The organism is Cuneatibacter sp. NSJ-177 (assembly GCF_022867805.1).
In the GTDB taxonomy this organism is placed as follows: domain Bacteria; phylum Bacillota; class Clostridia; order Lachnospirales; family Lachnospiraceae; genus Pseudolachnospira.
In genome coordinates, this window is sequence record NZ_JALIFO010000008.1 from 1 (window position 1) to 19,879 (window position 19,879).

Sequence of the window (19,879 nt, forward strand, 5' to 3'; positions counted from 1 at the left end):
CAGTGCCTCACGTATCGAGAAAACACAAGAGCCAGAACACCGCCGAAAAGAAGAGCGGAGAGGATGCAGAGAGAGACCAAGAGCACCTCGACACTGGAACAGAAGGTCTGAACCTGAGTCGCGTCCAGAGAGAGCGTCACCGACTGAGCAGTTTCCAACTCAGTCTCCGGAGTTTCCAGAAGAGCCTCCGGAGACGTTTCAGTTTCCAAACCAATCGTCTGGTCATCACCCATTAAGCAATCCCCTTGAGCCGGACAGACCGGAATTTCGGGTTATAATCGAAAACCAGTGTTACAGGCTGTAATTGTTTACAATCGCCAAACTGATCAAAAAGTTCTGGGGTACAGAAGAAGCGTTCTGTTTCCGTACCGTCCATAAAGAGGATAGCATAATCTGTTTTGCTGGGATCCTTATAATTCGCCTTGGTTTCTCTGTTCAGGTACTGAAATTTAGCATTAAATGTCATTGTAATTCCCTCCAATATGTGATAATCTATATTTGCACCCAATCTATTCGTTAAACTGTTCTTTTGCGAATAGATATCAATCGAAGGAAAGCGCTTCTCTTTTTCGTCAATCCCTGTTTTTGTACTTGATTTGAACCCGTTTCTGTAATAAACTGAATCCGGATGTTATCCCGAAATTTGGATTGGAAAGGAATCTTTTACTCTCATGAAAATGCAGCGTCTCTTCAATGTTACCCGCCGGGCTGTGGATGAATTCCATATGATTGAACCTGGAGACAAAATCGCTGTCGGAATTTCCGGCGGCAAGGACAGCCTGACCTTGCTCTATGCGCTGCACGGCCTGCAAAGGTTTTACCCCTTGCCTTTTACTTTAGAGGCCGTTACCGTGGATCTGGGCTTTCCGGACATGGACAAAAATATCCTTCCCATAGAGGCGCTTTGCAAGGACTTAGGGATCAAATATACCGTCGTACACTCGGAAATCGCCTCTATCGTCTTTGAAGCGCGTCAGGAAGAAAATCCCTGCAGTCTCTGCGCGAAGCTCCGGAAAGGCGCTTTTAACCGGGCGGCCGTGGATCTGGGCTGCAACAAGGTTGCCTACGGCCATCACAAGGACGACATGGTGGAAACCATGCTGATGTCTCTGATTTATGAAGGCCGGTTCCATTGCTTTTCCCCGGTCACTTATCTGGACCGGATGCAGTTGACCGTGATTCGCCCTTTGATGTATGTCGATGAGGCGGATGTAATCGGATTTAAAAACAGATATGAGCTGCCGGTATTTAAGAATCCCTGCCCGGCTGACGGAAATACCCGCCGGGAATATACCAAGCAGCTTGTTAAAAAATTGACGTTAGAAAATCCCGGCTGTAAAGAACGAATGTTTACCGCCGTGTTGAACGGCAATCTGGCCGGATGGCCCGAACGCCATGAAGGGAGGCGGGAATATTGAGCGGCACAAAACGCCCCTACCACGAACAAGTTGATATCTTAAACACCTTGAAACTGCGGGAATTAATGTCCGCTCTCCCTCCCTTTGTCCGTCTGTTTTTCCGGGGAATCGAACCGACGACCTCTTCCCGTACAAGAATTGCATATGCCTACGATCTCCATATCTTCTTTGAATATATCACACAAAATCTGCCGGATTTTAAAGGAAAAGACATTCCAGAGCTCTCCGTCGAAATGCTTGACTTGGTCAAGCCCCTGGACTTAGAAGATTATATGGAATATCTAAAATTCTACAACTGTTCGGACCATCGGAATCTGGAGCGGGTCAATCAGGAGCGCGGGATTACCAGAAAAATGGCTTCTTTGAAGACGTTCTACAATTATTTCTTTAAAAAAGAAATGATTCAGACCAACCCGGCCGCCCTGGTCACGCTTCCCAAAATCCATGAGAAAGAAATTGTCCGCCTGGATATCGACGAGGTCGCCCTTCTGCTGGATGAAGTGGAATCCGGAGAAAAACTGACCAAACAGCAGAAAGCCTTTCACGAGAAAACGAAAATCCGGGATTTGGCAATGATGACCCTCTTTCTTGGAACCGGTATCCGCGTATCCGAATGTGTCGGTCTGAATCTGGACGATGTGGATTTCAAAAACGCGGGGATCCATATACATCGGAAAGGCGGAAAGGAAGTTATCATTTATTTCGGTGATGAGGTGGAGGAAGCACTGCGGCTTTACCAGGAGGAACGAAAGAAAATCATCCCGCTGACCGGGCATGAAGATGCGTTTTTCCTCTCCATACAGAAAAAAAGGATGAGTGTCCGGAGCGTAGAAAATCTGGTAAAAAAGTATGCCCGCACAGTCACTACCTTGAAAAATATAACCCCTCACAAGCTCCGAAGTACCTACGGCACCAACCTTTACCGGGAAACAGGCGATATCTATCTGGTGGCCGATGTGCTGGGGCATGCCGATGTCAATACCACCAAAAAACACTATGCCGCGATGGAGGACGAACGCCGCCGCCAGGCAAGAAACGTCGTAAAGCTGAGAGAAGCTTGGGAGGACGAAAAGTAACAGGGACTTTCGCCAGGATCGCTCTTCCCATTCTGTACTGCCTCCAAAAAAACGAGAAATCCGGATGAATGGGAAAGCCCCCGGCAAAAAATCACTGTGATTCCATGCCGGAGGCTTTTTTCTGCTATTCTTTTCTCCCATCTGATGCGAATCGAAATGAACTCCGGGAAAACCATCCCCGTCCTGATCATCCCGGCTATTTTCCGGCCTGATCCCAGTAATACACCGTCAGGCTTTTACCGGCTTTTAAATTGCGCTCATTGATAATATGATTCATCGACTTTACTTCCTGGATATAACTTCGGATATCCTCATGGGAACCGCAATACTTCTTCGCAATATTCCAAAGGTTATCTCCGTCCTTCAGCTTAACGGCGGTATAATATTTGACCTGTTCCGGGGAGTTCGCCTCCACGGTTTTTCCCTGGACCAAAACGCCGCCTAATACGATAAAAAACAATAATACGGCAAAAACGACGATCTTGACTCCTCTTCTCATATGTTTTCTCCTCGAACGAACTGTTAGAACATCTGTTTGTTGTTGGTTTTAGTATAGCGTACGTATGTTCTTTTGTCAAGATAGTTCTCGAACAAATTTTTGGAACATTCGTTTGCATTTTTTGGAAAGCTGTGGTATACTTGGGAAAAGAATTAAAATGTCGATTGAAATCCAGCAGCGCTTGGCTGATTGCAAAAGAAAACCCCAGGAAATCACGTCTGGATTATCGGAAGGAGTTTATAAAATGGGATATGGTAAAATTTCTGCGAAACAGGAAGAAATTCTAAACTTCATAAAAAGTGAGATTTTAAAGAAGGGGTACCCGCCGGCGGTCCGCGAAATCTGCGAAGCCGTTCATCTGAAATCCACCTCATCTGTTCATGCTCACCTGGAGTCGCTGGAGAAGAACGGATATATCCGCCGCGATCCCACGAAACCCAGAGCCATTGAGATTATCGACGACGAGTTCGGACTGGCCCGCCGGGAGATGGTTCAGATTCCGATCGTCGGGCAGGTAGCGGCCGGAGAGCCGATCTTTGCCGAACAAAATATTCAGGATTATTTCGCCATGCCGGCGGATATGGTGCCGGACGGCGATCTGTTCATGCTGAACGTAAAAGGGGAAAGCATGGTCAATATGGGCATTTTAGACGGCGACTCCGTCATCTGCCGTCAGCAGGAAACGGCGCATAACGGGGAGGTTGTCGCTGTTTTGGTCGGTGACTCTGCAACGATCAAGCGCTTTTATAAGGAAAGCGGCCACTTCCGTCTCCAGCCGGAGAATGATCACATGGACCCGATTATTGTCGACGACTGCCGGATCTTAGGGAAAGTGGTTTCTCTGGTGAGAATGAAGATTCACTGATTGTGATCGGCTGTGCGGCCCGCACGAAGGGCCAAGGAACAGTCCAGACTACATAACTGAAGGTTTCACCTTGTCAGACAAAAAACCGGAGATGCTTCCATCGCATCTCCGGTTTTTTGCGCCCCTTATCTGTCACCGAGGCAATTTTATTTTTCTTCTTTCCACTCTTCTACATTCTCAATCAGCTTTCCATCCCGCCAGATTCTCTCTAAATCATAAAATCTCCGGTCTTCTCTTGAGAACACGTTCACTACAATATCGCCGTAATCCAGCAGAACCCAGTTGGCTGCGCGGAAGCCTTCCACCGACTTGCAGGGATAACCGGCTTTATACATTTTCTCCTGTACATTCTCCACCAAGGCCTGTACATGGCTGGAATTCTCGCCGTTGGTGATCACAAAATAATCCGCTATCGTAGAAACCTTCGTGATGTCAATCACTGTGATTTCCGCTGCCTTCTTCTCGTCCAAGGCTTGATAGGCTATTGATGTCATCTTTTTTGATTCGTCCATTCGTTGCTCCTTTCGTTCGATATAATATTGATATGTCTGATGGGAACGTTCGTCAATCGGAATCTGCTTCCCGTTCAAAAAGGCAAAGGTGTCTTCCAGGATCTCGACGATGGTCTGATCCAGATCCTGGAATGCCAGTTCCCTCAACTCCGGCAGCCGGGGCGCCTGAGTTCGTCCCGGCTCAATATAATCCGCCACAAAAATGATTTTCTCCAACAAGGACATCTCCGGTTTTCCCGTCGTATGATACCGGATCGCAGACAAAATCTCCGGATCCGTGATCCCGTATTCCTCTTCCGCCAGCACCGCTCCGGCGGCGGCATGCCCCAGGGCGTCGCCGGCTTCTTTTCCGCAATCGTGCAAAAGCCCGGCCAGCCTCGCGCGTTGCACGTCCGCCCCGTATGTCTCCGCTAACCGCGCCGCGGTCTCCTCCACACCCAGCGTATGCTGATACCTGCTGGGTTTTAAAACATGTTGCAATCGCCCGCAGATTTCCTGCTCACTCACCGGCTTCCACTCCTTCTTCCAAATACAGATGATGTTCCTGGATATAAGCCAGCACAGGAGCCGGGACCGGAATCATTTCCGGCATACCGGCTTCCAAAAGGCGGCGGATCTCACTGGAGGAGACGTCCATGCTCTCAAAATCAAGGGACCGTATCCGTGCGCCGTAATTTTGGCGAAGCCGCTCAATATCCCATTTCAGCTCTTCATCCGGCACCTGGTGGTTCCGGTTGGCCGCCAAAATAACCGCATTCCGAAAAACCACCTCCGGCGCATACCAGGTATCCATGTTGTGGATGGAATCCGCACCCACAATGAAATAGAACTCGGTGTCCGGCTGCTCCGCGGCAAGTTCCGCCAAGGTGTCGGCCGTATAGGTCTCCCCCGGCCGGCAGATTTCCCGGTCCGAGAAGGCAAATCCGTCCTCCGGCTCAATGGCCAGACGGACCATGGCGGCCCGGTCCCTGGCATCCGTTACACTGTGGCCGTCTCTGGTCTTAAAATATGAATTCCCCGTCGGGATAAAAACAATCTGATCCAGATCAAACAACCGCTGCGCCTCCCGGCCCAGCTTTAAATGGGCGTTGTGAATCGGATCAAAGGTGCCGCCTAAAATCCCTACTTTCCTCTTCGTTCCCATGGGTTCCTCCTTTACGGAAGGAGAATCTTTTTCTTGGTCTTCGACTCCCGGTACAGCACGATTTTCCTGCCGATGACCTGAACCACCTGGGAATGAGTTCGCTCGGCCAGCGTGGCCGCCACTTCCTTCCCATCGTCCGGACTATTTTTCAAGAGATTGATTTTAATCAGTTCTCTGGCCTCCAGCGCCTCATCCACGGCCGCCGTCACCTCCGGCGTCAGGCTGGATTTACCGATCTGAAGAATCGAGTCCAACGGGGACGCCAGCTTCATCAGATAACTTCTCTGTTTGCTTGTCATGGGTTCATCCTCTATTCGTAATAATCAAATTCCAAACCGTACATCCGGACCGTATCGCCCTCCGCAATACCGGCTTCCTTCAGGCGGGCCAGGACCCCGCGGTCTTTCAGGAATTTCTGGAAGAAGGTAAAGCCCTTCTCCGATTCCAGATTGGTATATCCCAGCATCTTGTCAATCAGCGGTCCTTCTACGACGAAAGCACCGTCGTCGGCACGGCTGACATCAAAGGGAAGGTTCTCGCTTTGGTTGCCCGGCGTAAATTCTTTTTCAAAGATCACAGGCTCGGAATCCAGAGTTTTCAACTCCTTGTTAACATAATATAAAAGCTCTTTCAATCCGTCCCCGCTGACGGCAGAGATCGGGAACACCCGGATGCCCTGAGGCTCAAATTCTTTTTTCAGCCGCTCCACCGGATCTTCTGCTCCCAGCTCGGAGTAGATCGCGTCGGTCTTATTGGCGGCGATTACCTGGGGAAGTTTTGCCAGTTCCGGCTTATAGGACGCCAGCTCCTGATTGATGGTGTAGATATCCGCCACCGGATCCCTGCCCTCGGTACCCGCCACATCCACCAGATGGATCAGCATTTTGGTCCGCTCCAGATGCCGCAGGAAGGCATGGCCAAGGCCGACTCCTTCGGAGGCGCCCTCGATCAAGCCAGGGATATCCGCCATGACAAATCCCTCGCCGTTTCCCAGGTCAACCACACCCAAGTTGGGATGCAGGGTGGTGAAATGGTAGTTGGCAATCTTCGGCGTCGCATTGGTGACGCGGGAAAGGAGCGTGGATTTTCCGACATTCGGAAAGCCCAGCAGGCCTACGTCCGCAATCACCTTTAATTCCAAGATCACAAAGAGCTCCTGGCCCGGCTGGCCCGGCTGCGCATACTTCGGAGCCTGCATTGTGGCAGTCGCATAGTGCATATTTCCCTGACCGCCGCGGCCGCCTTTTAGAATGACTTCCCGCTGATTCTCCCCGGACATATCGGCGATCACCTTTCCGCTCTCCGCATCCTTGATGACCGTACCCTCCGGCACCTTTACGATGCAGTCGGAGCCGTCCTTGCCGTGGCAGCGGCGCTTGCCGCCCTCCTCTCCGGGCTGGGCCACATATTTGCGGACATGGCGGAAATCGTTTAGTGTGTTCAGGCCTTTGTCTACCACAAAGATTACGTCTCCGCCGCGGCCGCCGTCTCCGCCGTCCGGGCCGCCGTCCGGGACATAGAGCTCCCGGCGGAAGCTGACATGGCCGTCCCCTCCCTTACCGGATTTAATAAATATTTTCGCACTGTCTGCAAACATAAAAAATCCTTTCCATTTATAACGCAAAAACTGCCATCCGGAAGCGGCGGGAAGAATCCTTATGAATCCTCCGCCGCCAGGCTTCTCAGGATGACAGCATATGTGCGTTTGGCGACAGTTCGCCAGAACTTATTCAATCACCATTTCTTTAACCGTCTCTTTGGGATATACAGAAACCTGCTTTTTGTCTCTGCCTTTTCTCTCAAAACGAACGACACCGTCAACCAGGGCAAACAGAGTATCGTCTCCGCCGCGGCCTACGTTAACGCCGGGATGAATCTTCGTTCCACGCTGTCTGTAAAGAATGTTGCCGGCCAGCACAAACTGTCCGTCGGCTCTCTTTGCTCCTAACCGTTTTGCCTCGGAATCTCTTCCGTTCTTGGTAGAGCCTACACCTTTTTTATGAGCCATGAATTACACCTCCTTGTACTCATCGGAAAACTTCACAAGATGATTATTTTGCAATTGCGTCGATTTTCAGTTCCGTATAAGCCTGTCTGTGACCATTTTTCTTGTGGTAGCCAGATTTTCTCTTATACTTATAGACAATAACCTTCTTGCCCCGGCCCTGTTTCTGAACCGTAGCGGTTACCTTCGCGCCGGCTACCGTAGGGTTGCCAACGGTCAGTTCCCCGTCGTTTACAGCCAGAACACGGTCGAACTCGTAGTTCTGTCCGGCTTCGACATCCAGTTTTTCCACACGGATGACATCGCCTTCGGAAACCTTGTACTGTTTTCCACCTGTTGCAATGATTGCGTACATAGAAGCACCTCCTGTTTCAATACTCGCCAATTTCGGTGTCCGCAAATGCGGAGCTTGTCAACCCCATTGTGCGGCAGCGTATGCCTAAACATACTCACTAATAATAACATGGAACTTTTTGTGCGTCAAGGACTTTTTGTCCAGAAAAGTACCGAAAAGTCAAGTCAGGGCAAGGAATACAGGTCACTCCAAAACAGCGCCTCTGCTGCCGGATCTCCTGGACCTGATTGATGGCGGATCCTACTGCTCATAGATTGGCTTGCGGATCTTTTTTCTGGTGATCTCCACCAAATGCAGTTTGGTCATCTCCACCAGAACGGTTTTGATCGGATCTTTTTTCAGCAACTCCTCCAGTTCCCGCAGTAAGGAAAGACGTTTTTCCTCCGACTCCATATCGATGAAGTCCACGAGGATAATACCGGACAGATTCCTTAGCCGCAGCTGGAACGCGATCTCTCTGGCAGCCTCCCGGTTGATCAGGTAAAAGGTTTCCTCCCGGTTCTTGTGGCCGTCGTACTTCCCCGTATTCACATCGATCACGGTTAAGGCTTCCGTGGGTTCAATCACCAGGTAGCCGCCGGATTTCAGCCAGACCCGCTTCTGCAAAGCCCGCTCCCATACGGTCTCCAAGCTGTAAAGCTTAGGCAGAGCCAGGAGCGGATCCTCGTAGTAACAAAGCTTTTCCGCATCCTCCGGCTGGCAGGACGACAGGTAAGCCTGGGCTTCCTCAAATAAATCCTTCTGATCCGTCACGATATCCGTCAGCTCTCTGGCGGGAAGATCCTGCATCAGCTTCAAATACTCCGGGATACCGCCGTAAAGCTTAGTAAAACAGGTGCGAAACCGCGCTTTTTCCCGCAGCGCTTTCCATTCCCCCAAAAGTCTTTCCGCCTCCCGGAGAATCTCCTCCTCCGCCGCCTCCCCGCTGTTTGTGCGAAGGATGAACCCTGCTTCCCCCTCGCACAAAGGCGTCATCAGCGCCTGTAAACTCTCCCGCCTTTTTTTATCCGTAATTTTAGAAGAAACCGCAATTCTGCCGCCATTCTCGGCGAGGACGGCGTATTTTCCGGAAAGGGAAAGCTCCCGGCTAACCACCGCATCCTTGGTTTTTACCGCCTCGCGGGTCACCTGCACCAAAAGCTCATCACCAGGCTTTAACTTGACCGCAGTCTTCGGAAGATTGCAGTAACAAATCTGCCCTCCGGCAATCTCAATGAAAGCTGCGCTGATATTTTTCGCCATACTTTTCACACGGCCAAGATAGATATCTCCGACCGCTGCCTGGGAATCCGTCCCGGAAAGGGAGAGGGAAACGACCTGATTCCCGTTCCAGACCGCGCTGACGATCCGGCCGGAAAGCCGGGTCAGGATCAATTTGCTCATCGGATCTCCTCCCCGAAATCTTCCAGAGAGAGCAGCTGTCCCTCTTTTATGCCATACAGATCCAAACGATGGATCCGCAGGGCAAACGGGTGAAATTCTTTTCCCCAAAACGCGCAGAAAGCCTCCATGACGGCCTCTGGCTTTAAATTTTTCGAGCTTCCCGCCGAGAGACGGAGAAAGAAAGAGCCGTCTTCCTCCCAAACCGCTTTCAAAATCATGGGCCGGATATCGCCCGTCCCTTCCGTTTTCTTGGTCTTTCTCCAGAGAAGAATTTCTTCCTGTTCCAGGAACTGCCCCCACAGAGGAAGCAGCTGATCCCGGTCCCATTCCTCGCCTTCCCGGAAAGAAACCCGGTAATCCGCGGCGGCAATGGTGGCCATCGCATTTGTCTTCCCCTCGTCGGGAAGCCGGCGGAAACTGAAAACCTTCATCTCTTCCACCATCACTTCATTCAGTCTCCCGACCATCTCCTCCGAAGTGCCGCAATGGCTCACCTCAATGTCCATATATTCGCCTTCCGAGGTCAGGCCAATGCCAAGGGGCGAAGCAAAGGACATGATCTGATGAGGGCTGAACCCCTGGGAATAGGAAATCTCCACCTCCGCGCGGCGCATGGCCTTCTGGAAATAGCGCATCACGTCCAGGTGCCCGATATATTGCAGCGTGCCGGTCTTGGCAAAACGGATTCTAATTTTCATGGCAGATGCCTCCCTCAAATACAGCGGCGCCGCAGCCGCTGCAAGAAACGCGGCAGTTGGGAGTCACAACTCCCTCCATAGCTCTCTCCCACTCTTTCCGGAGAAATCGCTTGGTCACGCCGATATCAATGAAATCCCAGGGAAAGAGTTCATCCGCTCCCCGCTCTCGAACCGTATAAAAATTCGGATCCACTCCGGTGCGCCGGAAAGCTTCCTTCCACTTTTCATTGTCAAAGAAATCCGACCAGGCGTCGTAGAGACAGCCGAGGCGGTATGCCTCCAGGATTGCCGGTCCTACCCGGCGGTCACCGCGGGCCAGCACGCCTTCCAGCACGGTAACGTCTGCCTCATGATACTGAAAATGCAGGGACTTCCGGTTCAGTTGTTCCCGGAACGCGTCCTTCACCAGCCGCGCCCTTCGCAAATACTCCTCCTCCGACTCCATCGTAGCCCACTGAAACGGAGTGAAAGGCTTTGGCACGAAGAAAGAGGCGCTGGCTGTGATCTGCACCTTTCCCTTCCGGTTTTCCTTCGGGACCTCTTCATAATACCGTTTGGCGATTTTTTCCGCCAGTTCGGCGATTCCCAGTTGATCCTCCTCGGTCTCCGTAGGCAGGCCCAGCATAAAATAAAGCTTCACCTTATTCCATCCTCCGCGGAACGCCTCGGCTGCCCCATCCAGGATTTCCTCCTCGGTCAGTCCCTTGTTAATCACGTTGCGGATCCGCTGAGTCCCCCCCTCCGGGGCAAAGGTCAGGCTGCTTTTTTTCACATCCTGTATCTTGCTCATGACGTCCAGGGAAAATGCGTCGATCCGGAGCGAGGGAAGTGAAATATTCACCTTCCGTTTCCGGCAATCCTCGATCAACCCGTTGATCAGCGGTTCGATTTCCGTATAATCGCTGGAACTCAGAGAACTCAGGGAGATCTCTTCATGCCCGCTGCTCTCCAGCATCCGGGCCGAAAGCGCAAGCAGCTTGTCCACGCTTTTCTGGCGCACCGGGCGGTAGATCATACCGGCCTGGCAGAACCGGCAGCCCCGGATGCAGCCCCGCATGATCTCCAAAACCACACGGTCTTGTGTTGCTTTCAGGTACGGCACCACCGGTCTCTCCGGATAATAGGCGCCGTCCAAATCGGAGACAATCACTTTTTTAATCCGTTCCGGCGCTTCCGGAACCAACGGAACAAAGGAAGACAGGATTCCGTCCTCTTGATAGACCGGCTGGTATAAGGAGGGAACGTAAATCCCCGGAATAGACGCCGCCTTTTTCAGAAAATCCTTCCGGCTGCCCCCGGCCGCTTTATTTTCTTTATACAGATCAATCAGAGGAAAGTAGGAGCTCTCCCCTTCCCCAATATAAAACAGATCAAAAAATTCCGCCAAAGGCTCCGGATTGTAGGCGCAGGGCCCGCCGCCGATTACAATCGGGCTGTCCTCCTCCCGTTCTGAGGCAAAAATAGGAATCTGCGCCAGGTCGAGGACCTGCAGGATATTGGTATAGCACATTTCGTACTGAATGGTGATTCCGAGAAAATCAAAATTCCGGACCGGCTCCTGGGACTCCAGGGCAAACAGGGGAATCTGTTTTTCCCGCATCACCCTGTCCAGATCCGTCCAGGGCGAATACACCCGCTCACACCAGATGTCGGGCCGGGTATTCAGCATGTGATACAGAATCTGAATTCCCAGGTGTGACATACCGATCTCATAGACATCCGGGAAGCACATGGCAAATCGGACTTCCACCTCGCCTGGATCCTTCTGGATCGAATTGACTTCGCCGCCAGTATAACGGGCCGGTTTTTCAATCGTTCGTAATATTTCATCGCTTAACGCTAGTTTTCTCATGTCAATCCTTTCGGCTTTCCATCTGCATTCGTTGGCAGTGGACGCTGTTTTCATTTCCATATTATATCTATTTTTGAAAGGAACTGCAAGTAGATATCGATTTTCCGCTGAACCCTGAAAAAGAGCCCCCCTTCACCGGAAACTCTTTTTCAAAGTTCTTTTTATGATATCCCCCTTAAGGTTGCTGACCAATCGTTTGCTCCCCCAGCACGCGATCCAGCGTAGACCACAGAACCTGCACATCGATGGGCTTTGCCACGTGCGCCGTCATGCCGGCATCCATTGATGCCTGGACGTCCTCGGCAAAAGCGTTGGCGGTCATCGCAATAATCGGAATCGTTTCCGCGTCCTTCCGATTCAGCTTCCGAATCGCACGGCACGCTTCATAACCGTTCATCACCGGCATTTGAATATCCATCAAAATCGCATCGTAGGTACCGGGAACCGCATCCTGAAACGCCTGAAACGCACGGGCTCCGTCTGTCTTTACGATCGTCCTCGCCCCGTGCATGTGCAGCAGCTCACAGAGGATCTCCGCATTGATTGCATTATCCTCCGCCACCAGAAAGCGGCGGCCTGCAAGGAACTTTTCCTCATCTGTATTTTGGGGCGCCGTTCCCGCGGGACCTGCAAACCTCCGGCCTTCCGCAGCTTCCCATTCCAGCTCTATCTGAAAAGTGGTTCCCTGATGAAGTTTACTTTCCACTGAAATCGTTCCGCCCATCAGGTCAACCAATCCCTTGGTAATGCTAAGCCCCAGGCCGGAACCTTCCACTCGCTCCATCTTGGGGTTCCGCACAAAAGGTTCAAATATATGGGAAAGAAATTCATCCGACATCCCCACTCCGGTATCTCTTATCATAAAGCGGAAGCGAACCTGTTCCGGATCTTTCACCGGCGGAATTTCCTCCACAAGGAACTCTACGCTTCCGCCCTCCGGCGTAAACTTGATTGCATTTCCCAGGATATTGATCAAAATTTGATTAATTCGCAGCGCATCGCCATAAAAGTATTGGTGCAGGATTTTCTCTCTCTGTATCTCAAAATGCAGACCGGCCGCCTTTGCCTGGGGCAGCATGATGGCGGACAGCTGCTCCACCATCTCCGGAAGATAGATTTCCATACAATTCAAGGAGATTTTCGACCGCTCAATCTTGCTCATATCCAAAATATCATTGACCAGGCTCAAAAGATGTTTGGAGGAGAGTTCAATCTTTCTCAGACAGTCTTCCATTCTCGACCGGTCATCCAGATGGGCCAGAGCCAACGCATTCATTCCAATGATCGCATTGAGGGGTGTGCGTATATCGTGGCTCATGGAGGAGAGGAAATCACTTTTCGCCTGATTTGCCTCTTCTGCCAGAGCCAGGGCCTTTTCCAGAGTATCTTTCCGTTCGCGTTCCGCGGCCAGCATGTCCGTCACATCCGCCCGCACCATACAGACTGTCTTGTGGCTGTCATCTCCCCAAAGCACGTTGATCTGCTTGTATCTGGTCCCGTCCTCCGTCTGATAGGGCAGCACAAAATCATAACCAACCGGCTTTTCTCTCAGACGCTTGAGCATGGTTTCCAACCGAAATTTTTCGATAATGTCCTCCCGCTCCCTGCTCTGATCATAATATTCCGTCAGCCGTAAAACCGCGCCATTATAGTCCTCCACGTGAAAGGGCGGTAAATTTTCCAAAACCATCTTTCTGGTATAAAGTGTCATCTGTCCGGCGTCCACACGAATCAGGGCCAGCAGTTCGAATGTATAAGCAATCACATTGAGAAGCCCCTGCTGCTCCCGCACGGATTCTGTGATATCGGCTCTGGCCATGCAAACGCGTCCCAGACGCAAATCCAGAGGAGATAACGTCAGATTTTTCGTCAGGACCTCTCCGTGTTCGCCAAAAATTGAATAGGAAAACGAATAAGCACCTTGTTCCAGTCTTTCCCTTATGTATCTGGGATCCAGCATATGGGCGACGTGCTCCCGATCCTTCGGAAGCACCTGTTCCCGAAGCATAAACGCCAACTGTTCCGAATGGACGCCCTGTTCCTCCGGGATATCACCGCCGTACCGGTCACAGGAGATCACCGAATAATGGTCTCTGAGCAGATCCACATCCACAACAAGATCGTAACTGGCGACAGACAACTGATGTAAAATCAAGTCGGAAATGGTCTGCTCCGTAATATCCGTCACAGTCAAAATTCCTGTGATATCGCCGGTGTCCGGCGTTTCCACCAGATTCACTTTAAACTGTACATACCGCCCTTTCTCCTCGCGCGGCAGTTGGATAAAGCATTTTAAGAGCAGTTCGGTATCCTTTCTCCGGTAAGCGGAAAGAGACGGCTCATTCAGATAGGTTTCCCGAAATCTTTTCCGCTCTTCCGGATCCACCACCAAGTTGGATAATCCGGTAAAAAATTCTTCACGGGACGTCCCGAACGTTTCCAAAAGTCCAGAATTTGTATGATCGATAATTTCCAGGATGATATTCTGGGTAATATTGCAATGGCCGATCACCAGCGCATTGGGACCGGGAGTACGGTAGTGCTGAAGAATCCGTTCGTCGAACTGCTTCCGCAGCCGCTCCCGTTCTTCCTTCTCCTTGGTGATATCGTGATAGCCGGCGTAAACCCGGCATTCTCCGCCCTCGCTTTGAATCAGGGAAAGCGTATTCTTCACCCACAGATAGCCTCCGCTTCCCTTAAGAAGCCGGTATGTAATCTCACAGTTACTCTCTCCGTTCGCAACAAACTGCCTCATCTGCCGGTCCACACGGCCCTGGTCATCCGGATGGACACCTGCCATCGCGTCCTGCCGGTAAATCCGCCAGGCATCCTCCAACGTCATTTCCGTCATCGCGGCGAATCCATCCGACAAAAATTCCGGCGTCATACTCCCGTCTTCCTCATAGCGGACAACAGCAACACCGCCGGGAAGATGCTTGATCACCGACTGGAAATACTGTTCCAGCCGTTCTTTTTCCTTCTGAGTCTGAATCTCATCCGTCACGTCCCGGACGTACTTGACATAGGCAGGAATCCCATTCCAATTCGTCTCATGCAGCCGAACGCTGTGAAAGCGGTTTGTCTCCTTTCTCTCCACAATATGGGCGCACCCATCCGCGGCATATTGTTCCAAAACGCAGAGCGGACAGGGCTCTTTCCTGCCGTATAAGGCCTCGTAGCATTTTATGCCTGCACGGTCGGTTCTACCCTCTATAAAATCTTTGGATTCATTAACATAAAGCAAATCCCGGCTTTCTTTGTCAATGACATAGATTCCGTCCGCCGTCTCATTTGCGATACTCTGAAACAGACGGGTCTCCGCAGACATGCCGGTAAACACCGCATAAAACCGGGACGGATCCGAGGCAGGGCCCATCCGCCTTCCATTCAGGTGAATCCAGACCAGATGACCGTCATTATGGCGCGCACGGTAATAGATATCCAGCACCTCACCGCTTTCTATCGCTGACTGTGCGGCAGCCTGGACCCGGTCCCGATCCAGCTCATAGATCACTCCGAAAGCATCCTCCTTGCACAGCGCGCCCAGCTCTTTTCTGGTATGTCCGGTGAGCGCCGGTACTCCGTCGGAAAAAAAGGTCGGAAAAAACCGGCCTTTTTCAATCCGGTAGCTGGCGATCCCGCCAGGTATGGAATTGACAAGATGCTGCAGTTCCAGCTGAGCTTCCTTCAACGCAGAGATATCATGAAAAACACAGTGAAGCAGCGGACGCCCCCCGTCTTCTCCAATCCACCGAATCTGAACGCGGCCCCAGACAATATGACCGTCCCGGTGCTGCTTGCGGAACTCGAACGTGGCCACCTGGTGAGTTTCGATGACCTTTCGGGCCTCCGAGACCACCATGTCCGTGTCTTCCCGGTATGTCAGCTCCGCCGCATCTTTTTGGATCAGCGTCTGGTATTCTTCCACCGTATATCCGGTCAGCTCCGGCACGCCGTCGGAAAAATAAATGGTCTCAAAAACATCCGAAACCCGATAGATCGCTACGCCGCCGGGAATTGCATTGATGATATCCTGCATTTTTTCACTGGCTTTTGTCAGCTCCTCCTCCAGCAACTTTTGCTCGCAGACATCGCTGAACACAGCGTATAAAAACGTTTCGCCTGATTTTTGCGATTTCACCGACCCTTCCAAGCGAATCCATCGGTATTCCTGTTTATTATTGTTCCAAACGCGAAACGTGTGTTGAAACACCTGGCTGTCTTGCAGCGCCTCCAAAATTTTTTCCTGCAAAAGGTCCAGATCATCCGGATAGATCTCCGGATCAAAAATTCTCTGTGAATGCTTTCGTTGTTTCTCTTCGGAATATCCCAGGATATGATAAAAAGCAGGATTGCAAAATACCGGGATAAAATGAGACGCTTCCACCCGGTAAATACATAATCCGCAGGGAATCTCACGAAAAGCGGATAAAAGCGGGTTTTCTCCCGCCGCCTCCTTCTCTTTCCCGGCTGTGTCCGCCCAATATTCGATAGACGCGGGTCTGCCGTTCCAGTCAATGATCTTTCCCTTTCCTAGGTACGTTTCTCCCCCGTCAATCCCGTTTTCTTTTGCCATTTGATTCGCATAAAGCAAGGCCTGGCTGCCGGTATCGCGGACAACGATTGCAACGGGGGCAGCGTCCAGCATTTCCCTCATCAAAGCGGCAGAAGGGACATTTTCCTGTTTCATACTCATTACCTCCGATCGACAGGGTGGAGCACACGCCCCTATATCAGGGCCGCCATAAACAGCATCCGCCTTTGTTGTTCAGCTTTGCACGGTAAAGTGCCTCGTCGGCCCGGACGATCATTTCCGGAATGGACTCTTCCTCCTGCTTACAGATCGCGATCCCCACGGAACAGGCTGCTTTCACCTCCTCCGTCCGGCAGCTTTCCCGGAATGCCCGGCAGATCTCCTCTCCCTTTCGTTGAACCGCCTGCTCAGAACCCATCTGCTTCATGATCACAACAAACTCATCCCCTCCAAAACGGGCCAGAATATCGCTCCCTCTGGAATAAGAGTGCAGGAGATCGCCGAATTTCCGGATAATCTGGTCCCCCTCTGCATGCCCGAACGTATCGTTGATCTGCTTTAGATTATCCAGATCAAACAGATAAACTGCTAAAGGCATATCCTCCCGCCTGAGTGCCTCCACCGAGGCGTCCAGGCCGCGGCGGTTCAAAAGTCCCGTCAGGTAATCCCGGTAGGCTTCGTCCCGCAGAGCCTGTTCTTTCTCCCAGAAAGAGGTGGCCCCCATTGCCCGCAGCAAACGCATCTGAAGGCTTTTTTGTGAATGGGGTTTACAGGCAAAGTCTTCAGCCCCCATTTCCAGCGCTTTTTCTTCCATCTGCCAATCCGGCGGCGCCGTGGTGACAACCGGGATTTTCCAGATCAGCTTTTCCCGCTCCAGTATTTCCAGAACTGAGAATCCCCCCGATTTAGGCAGAGTCAGGCTGAGAATCACGGCGGCCAGCCGATGCCGTTCATTGGTGAGAACCGCAGCCGCTGCGTTTTCATCCGAAACCTCGATTACCTCATATCGTTCCCCAAAGGTTTCCTTCACCTTTCTGCGGTACGCTTCATCCTCATCCGCTACCAGCAAAATCAGCGATGAGGTATTCTGCCTGGCCCGGCTTTGCCTTTGCAGGATCTCCGGCGCATCCAATTCTTTGAGACGCTCTTCAAAATCTGCGCAGGGCATGGGTTTTGCAAAGTAATACCCCTGCACATAGTCGCAGCCAATTTCACGCAGATGTTCCAACTGTTCTCTGGTCTCAACACCTTCCGCCACTACGCTCAGGTTCATCCACCGGGCAAGACCCATGATAAAACGAAGGATTCCCTGATCCATCGGCTTTGCGGTCTCGCTCTGGATAAACTTCATATCCAGTTTCAACACATCGAGAGGCATTTTGTTCAGCATATTCAAGGAGGAATAGCCGGTTCCAAAATCATCCATCTCAATTACAAATCCCAATTCCCGCAGGTTGCTGACCGTCTGGATGATCTGATCCGGATTTTCCGTATAGGCGCTTTCCGTGATCTCCAGATGCAGCAAGGCGGGAGACAAATCATATTTCCTGACCAAACGGACCAGCAGATCGGCCAAGTCCGCCTGGTAGACATCCGCGCGGGAGACGTTGACCGAGATGGGGACCGAAGGATAGCCCTTATCGCTCCACTCTCGCAATACCATGCAGGCCTGTTCCCAGACAAATTGATCCAGCTTGGTAATAAACCCGTTCTTCTCAAACAAGGGAATAAACTCCGCCGGAGACAGAAAGCCCCAGGACGGATGATTCCAACGCACAAGGGCCTCCGCGCCTGCCAGACGGTCGTCCTTAATGGTATACTTCGGCTGTAAATAAATGAGAAACTGCCCCTTCAACAGGGCGGACTCCATACTGTCCGTAATCGCCTGTTCGCGGAGCAGTTTATTTCTCAAATCTTCCCCATAGACGGAAAAATGCTTCCCATACTGTCCTTTGATGCTGCGGGCAGCCAAAAAAGCCCAGTCGCACATCTGTTCCACGGATATAGCGCGATCCTTCACCGTATAAATTCCCCATTTGATCACAACGCTTTTCGTATTGGACAGAGCGTTGATCTGTGCCTCGGCCTGGACAAAAAGGTCATCCGTGTAGTTTTCGCGCCGCTTCAGCAGGCAGGCAAATTGATCCGCATGAAACCGGCCGCTGATTCCGTTTTTTCCTACCATTTCCCTATACATATCCGCTACGCCGCACAGGAGCCGGTCGCCCGCCGGCATCCCGAAGATATCGTTGATCAATTTAAAGTTTTCAATGTCGGAGCAGATGATATCGTATTCCTGATCCGGGTGCTGCATCAAAATCTCTTTGACTCTCTGATAAAAAAATCCTTTGCTGTAAAGCCCGGTCAGCCGGTCATACTGAAACAGATTGATCATGGCGGCGGTTTCCCTGAGATGAATGATGCTGGCGACCCGGTGCAGGATCACCTGGGGCTTATAGGGCTTTGCTACGAAATCCGTGGCTCCGTGGGCCAGGGCTGCCACCTCATCGGATTCGCTGTCGCTTTGTGTCGTCACAATGACGGGAATGGCAGAGACCGAAGGGTCCGCCTTCATGATCGAAAGGAAAGTGTACCCATCCATGACCGGCATTACGATATCCAGCAGAATCAGAGAAATCTCTTCTCTCTGCTCTCTCAGAATAGAGAGGGCCACCTCTCCGTTCTCCGCCTCCAAAACCGTATACTCCGCAGCCAAAATCTCGCTGAGCATGGCACGGTTGATCTCATTATCCTCAACGACTAAAATTTGTTTCTGTGCAATCATGTTCTACCTTCTCATCCGATTGATCTCGATATATGGTCCAAATTTTCTCGAATCTATTTTGGATTTTTCTTATTTTTATTCTTTTAGATATATTTTTGTATTATAACATACATTCAACTCCAGCGCAATCAAACATTGTATATCGGAACCAAGAAAGTGCCGGACAGATATCACTTCCTTCTATCTATATAACCGGTTCAATTACCGCCAAAAAATATTTAGCCAGCTTCTCCGGCGTCTCCTTCCAGCCATTTTGGATCCACCACTGCACCAAATTGATAAAGCTGCCCGCAATGTGATTCCGTAAAAACGCCTCCGGCACCAGGACATTTTTCCGGTCCGCCCGGCCAAGCAAAGACTCCGTCACCTGGGCGTTCAGATATTCCCGAAAAAACTGAAGAAACAGCTCCCCGCTCTCGCAGCTCAAAATGCCTGCGATGTTTTTCTTATTATCCCGCAGGTGATACAAAATATGAGTGACGGCTGTCCTTGGGTCTCCATGGGCCAGGGAAAAATCGTGGGTATTTTCTGTGTCCAAATGGTCGGAGAACACGTGATGGAATATGTCGGTGCACATCTCCCGCAGCAGATCGTCTTTGGTCTGAAAATGAGCGTAAAACGTACTGCGCCCCACATTGGCTTCGTCAATGATCTCCTGTACGGTGATTTTTCCATAGCTTTTCTGAGATAACAATTTCCCAAACGCCGTAAAAATGGCGTCCCTCGATTTTTGCTGCCGTCGGTCCATCTTTC

Annotated in this window: 18 protein-coding genes; 3 read left to right on the top strand and 15 right to left on the bottom strand. The window is 51.2% G+C overall.

Annotated elements, in window-relative coordinates:
- Nucleotides 1-233, bottom strand: a 233-nt coding sequence (locus MUB23_RS14340) for a hypothetical protein (RefSeq protein ID WP_244801290.1), incomplete at its 3' end; no start/stop codon positions are given.
- Entirely contained in the window at nucleotides 233-466 is a 234-nt protein-coding gene (locus tag MUB23_RS14345; protein ID WP_244801291.1) for a hypothetical protein, read from the bottom strand. The genes MUB23_RS14340 and MUB23_RS14345, both read right to left, overlap by 1 nt.
- Before the next feature lie 205 nt (nucleotides 467-671).
- Here MUB23_RS14345 and MUB23_RS14350 point away from each other — a divergent pair, with 205 nt between their 5' ends.
- Nucleotides 672-1,418 (top strand): tRNA 2-thiocytidine biosynthesis TtcA family protein, encoded by a 747-nt coding sequence (locus tag MUB23_RS14350; RefSeq protein ID WP_244801292.1) that lies wholly within the window; start codon nucleotides 672-674, stop codon nucleotides 1,416-1,418.
- Complete coding sequence (locus MUB23_RS14355) at nucleotides 1,415-2,494, top strand: tyrosine-type recombinase/integrase (protein ID WP_244801293.1); 1,080 nt, start codon at nucleotides 1,415-1,417, stop codon at nucleotides 2,492-2,494. Before MUB23_RS14350 ends, MUB23_RS14355 begins: the two co-directional genes overlap by 4 nt.
- 196 nt (nucleotides 2,495-2,690) lie before the next feature.
- On the opposite strand, the gene MUB23_RS14360 is transcribed toward MUB23_RS14355, so the two are convergent.
- Nucleotides 2,691-2,993: a LysM peptidoglycan-binding domain-containing protein gene (locus MUB23_RS14360; RefSeq protein WP_244801294.1), complete on the bottom strand. Its 303-nt coding sequence runs from the start codon at nucleotides 2,991-2,993 to the stop codon at nucleotides 2,691-2,693.
- Nucleotides 2,994-3,237: 244 nt separating this feature from the next.
- Between MUB23_RS14360 and lexA the strand changes: the two genes are divergently transcribed.
- Nucleotides 3,238-3,858, top strand: a complete 621-nt coding sequence (gene lexA / locus MUB23_RS14365) for a transcriptional repressor LexA (protein ID WP_244801295.1) — start codon at nucleotides 3,238-3,240, stop codon at nucleotides 3,856-3,858.
- Nucleotides 3,859-4,004: 146 nt separating this feature from the next.
- On the opposite strand, the gene yqeK is transcribed toward lexA, so the two are convergent.
- The 12 genes from yqeK to MUB23_RS14430 form a co-directional block, all read right to left on the bottom strand.
- Nucleotides 4,005-4,877, bottom strand: a complete 873-nt coding sequence (gene yqeK, locus MUB23_RS19880) for a bis(5'-nucleosyl)-tetraphosphatase (symmetrical) YqeK (RefSeq protein ID WP_330641898.1) — start codon at nucleotides 4,875-4,877, stop codon at nucleotides 4,005-4,007.
- Nucleotides 4,870-5,514 carry a nicotinate-nucleotide adenylyltransferase gene (gene nadD / locus MUB23_RS14380; RefSeq protein ID WP_244801296.1) on the bottom strand — a complete coding sequence of 215 codons (645 nt, stop codon included), beginning with the start codon at nucleotides 5,512-5,514 and terminating at the stop codon, nucleotides 4,870-4,872. The genes yqeK and nadD overlap by 8 nt, the downstream gene beginning before the upstream one ends.
- Nucleotides 5,515-5,525: 11 nt before the next feature.
- Nucleotides 5,526-5,813 (bottom strand): ribosome assembly RNA-binding protein YhbY, encoded by a 288-nt coding sequence (gene yhbY, locus MUB23_RS14385; RefSeq protein ID WP_244801297.1) that lies wholly within the window; start codon nucleotides 5,811-5,813, stop codon nucleotides 5,526-5,528.
- An 11-nt stretch (nucleotides 5,814-5,824) separates the two neighbouring features.
- Nucleotides 5,825-7,111: a GTPase ObgE gene (gene obgE, locus MUB23_RS14390; protein ID WP_244801298.1), complete on the bottom strand. Its 1,287-nt coding sequence runs from the start codon at nucleotides 7,109-7,111 to the stop codon at nucleotides 5,825-5,827.
- 129 nt (nucleotides 7,112-7,240) lie between these two features.
- Nucleotides 7,241-7,522 (bottom strand): 50S ribosomal protein L27, encoded by a 282-nt coding sequence (rpmA, locus tag MUB23_RS14395; RefSeq protein ID WP_244801299.1) that lies wholly within the window; start codon nucleotides 7,520-7,522, stop codon nucleotides 7,241-7,243.
- Nucleotides 7,523-7,565: 43 nt separating this feature from the next.
- On the bottom strand, nucleotides 7,566-7,874 hold the full coding sequence (rplU, locus tag MUB23_RS14400) for a 50S ribosomal protein L21 (RefSeq protein WP_244801300.1): 309 nt from the start codon (nucleotides 7,872-7,874) through the stop codon (nucleotides 7,566-7,568).
- Between the two features lie 240 nt (nucleotides 7,875-8,114).
- Nucleotides 8,115-9,257, bottom strand: a complete 1,143-nt coding sequence (locus MUB23_RS14405; protein WP_244801301.1) for a ribonuclease E/G — start codon at nucleotides 9,255-9,257, stop codon at nucleotides 8,115-8,117.
- The gene (locus MUB23_RS14410) at nucleotides 9,254-9,955 is read right to left on the bottom strand and encodes a TIGR03936 family radical SAM-associated protein (RefSeq protein WP_244801302.1); all 702 of its coding nucleotides are present in this window, start codon (nucleotides 9,953-9,955) and stop codon (nucleotides 9,254-9,256) included. Before MUB23_RS14410 ends, MUB23_RS14405 begins: the two co-directional genes overlap by 4 nt.
- On the bottom strand, nucleotides 9,945-11,807 hold the full coding sequence (locus MUB23_RS14415; protein ID WP_244801303.1) for a TIGR03960 family B12-binding radical SAM protein: 1,863 nt from the start codon (nucleotides 11,805-11,807) through the stop codon (nucleotides 9,945-9,947). The genes MUB23_RS14410 and MUB23_RS14415 overlap by 11 nt, the downstream gene beginning before the upstream one ends.
- A 175-nt stretch (nucleotides 11,808-11,982) precedes the next feature.
- On the bottom strand, nucleotides 11,983-16,497 hold the full coding sequence (locus MUB23_RS14420; RefSeq protein WP_244801304.1) for a hybrid sensor histidine kinase/response regulator: 4,515 nt from the start codon (nucleotides 16,495-16,497) through the stop codon (nucleotides 11,983-11,985).
- A gap of 43 nt (nucleotides 16,498-16,540) precedes the next feature.
- Nucleotides 16,541-19,126, bottom strand: coding sequence for an EAL domain-containing protein (locus MUB23_RS14425; RefSeq protein WP_244801305.1), 2,586 nt, complete (start codon nucleotides 19,124-19,126; stop codon nucleotides 16,541-16,543).
- Nucleotides 19,127-19,310: 184 nt separating this feature from the next.
- Complete coding sequence (locus MUB23_RS14430) at nucleotides 19,311-19,874, bottom strand: TetR/AcrR family transcriptional regulator (protein ID WP_244801306.1); 564 nt, start codon at nucleotides 19,872-19,874, stop codon at nucleotides 19,311-19,313.
- Nucleotides 19,875-19,879 lie beyond the last annotated feature (5 nt).

Coding starts and splice junctions, on each gene's coding strand:
- MUB23_RS14415 (WP_244801303.1), bottom strand. CDS start 11,807: ATGAGAAAACTAGCGTTAAGCGATGAAATATTACGAACGATTGAAAAA.
- MUB23_RS14350 (WP_244801292.1), top strand. CDS start 672: ATGAAAATGCAGCGTCTCTTCAATGTTACCCGCCGGGCTGTGGATGAA.
- MUB23_RS14405 (WP_244801301.1), bottom strand. CDS start 9,257: ATGAGCAAATTGATCCTGACCCGGCTTTCCGGCCGGATCGTCAGCGCG.
- yhbY (WP_244801297.1), bottom strand. CDS start 5,813: ATGACAAGCAAACAGAGAAGTTATCTGATGAAGCTGGCGTCCCCGTTG.
- MUB23_RS14425 (WP_244801305.1), bottom strand. CDS start 19,126: ATGATTGCACAGAAACAAATTTTAGTCGTTGAGGATAATGAGATCAAC.
- MUB23_RS14420 (WP_244801304.1), bottom strand. CDS start 16,497: ATGAAACAGGAAAATGTCCCTTCTGCCGCTTTGATGAGGGAAATGCTG.
- MUB23_RS14410 (WP_244801302.1), bottom strand. CDS start 9,955: ATGAAAATTAGAATCCGTTTTGCCAAGACCGGCACGCTGCAATATATC.
- MUB23_RS14345 (WP_244801291.1), bottom strand. CDS start 466: ATGACATTTAATGCTAAATTTCAGTACCTGAACAGAGAAACCAAGGCG.
- rplU (WP_244801300.1), bottom strand. CDS start 7,874: ATGTACGCAATCATTGCAACAGGTGGAAAACAGTACAAGGTTTCCGAA.
- nadD (WP_244801296.1), bottom strand. CDS start 5,514: ATGGGAACGAAGAGGAAAGTAGGGATTTTAGGCGGCACCTTTGATCCG.
- obgE (WP_244801298.1), bottom strand. CDS start 7,111: ATGTTTGCAGACAGTGCGAAAATATTTATTAAATCCGGTAAGGGAGGG.
- rpmA (WP_244801299.1), bottom strand. CDS start 7,522: ATGGCTCATAAAAAAGGTGTAGGCTCTACCAAGAACGGAAGAGATTCC.
- MUB23_RS14360 (WP_244801294.1), bottom strand. CDS start 2,993: ATGAGAAGAGGAGTCAAGATCGTCGTTTTTGCCGTATTATTGTTTTTT.
- lexA (WP_244801295.1), top strand. CDS start 3,238: ATGGGATATGGTAAAATTTCTGCGAAACAGGAAGAAATTCTAAACTTC.
- MUB23_RS14430 (WP_244801306.1), bottom strand. CDS start 19,874: ATGGACCGACGGCAGCAAAAATCGAGGGACGCCATTTTTACGGCGTTT.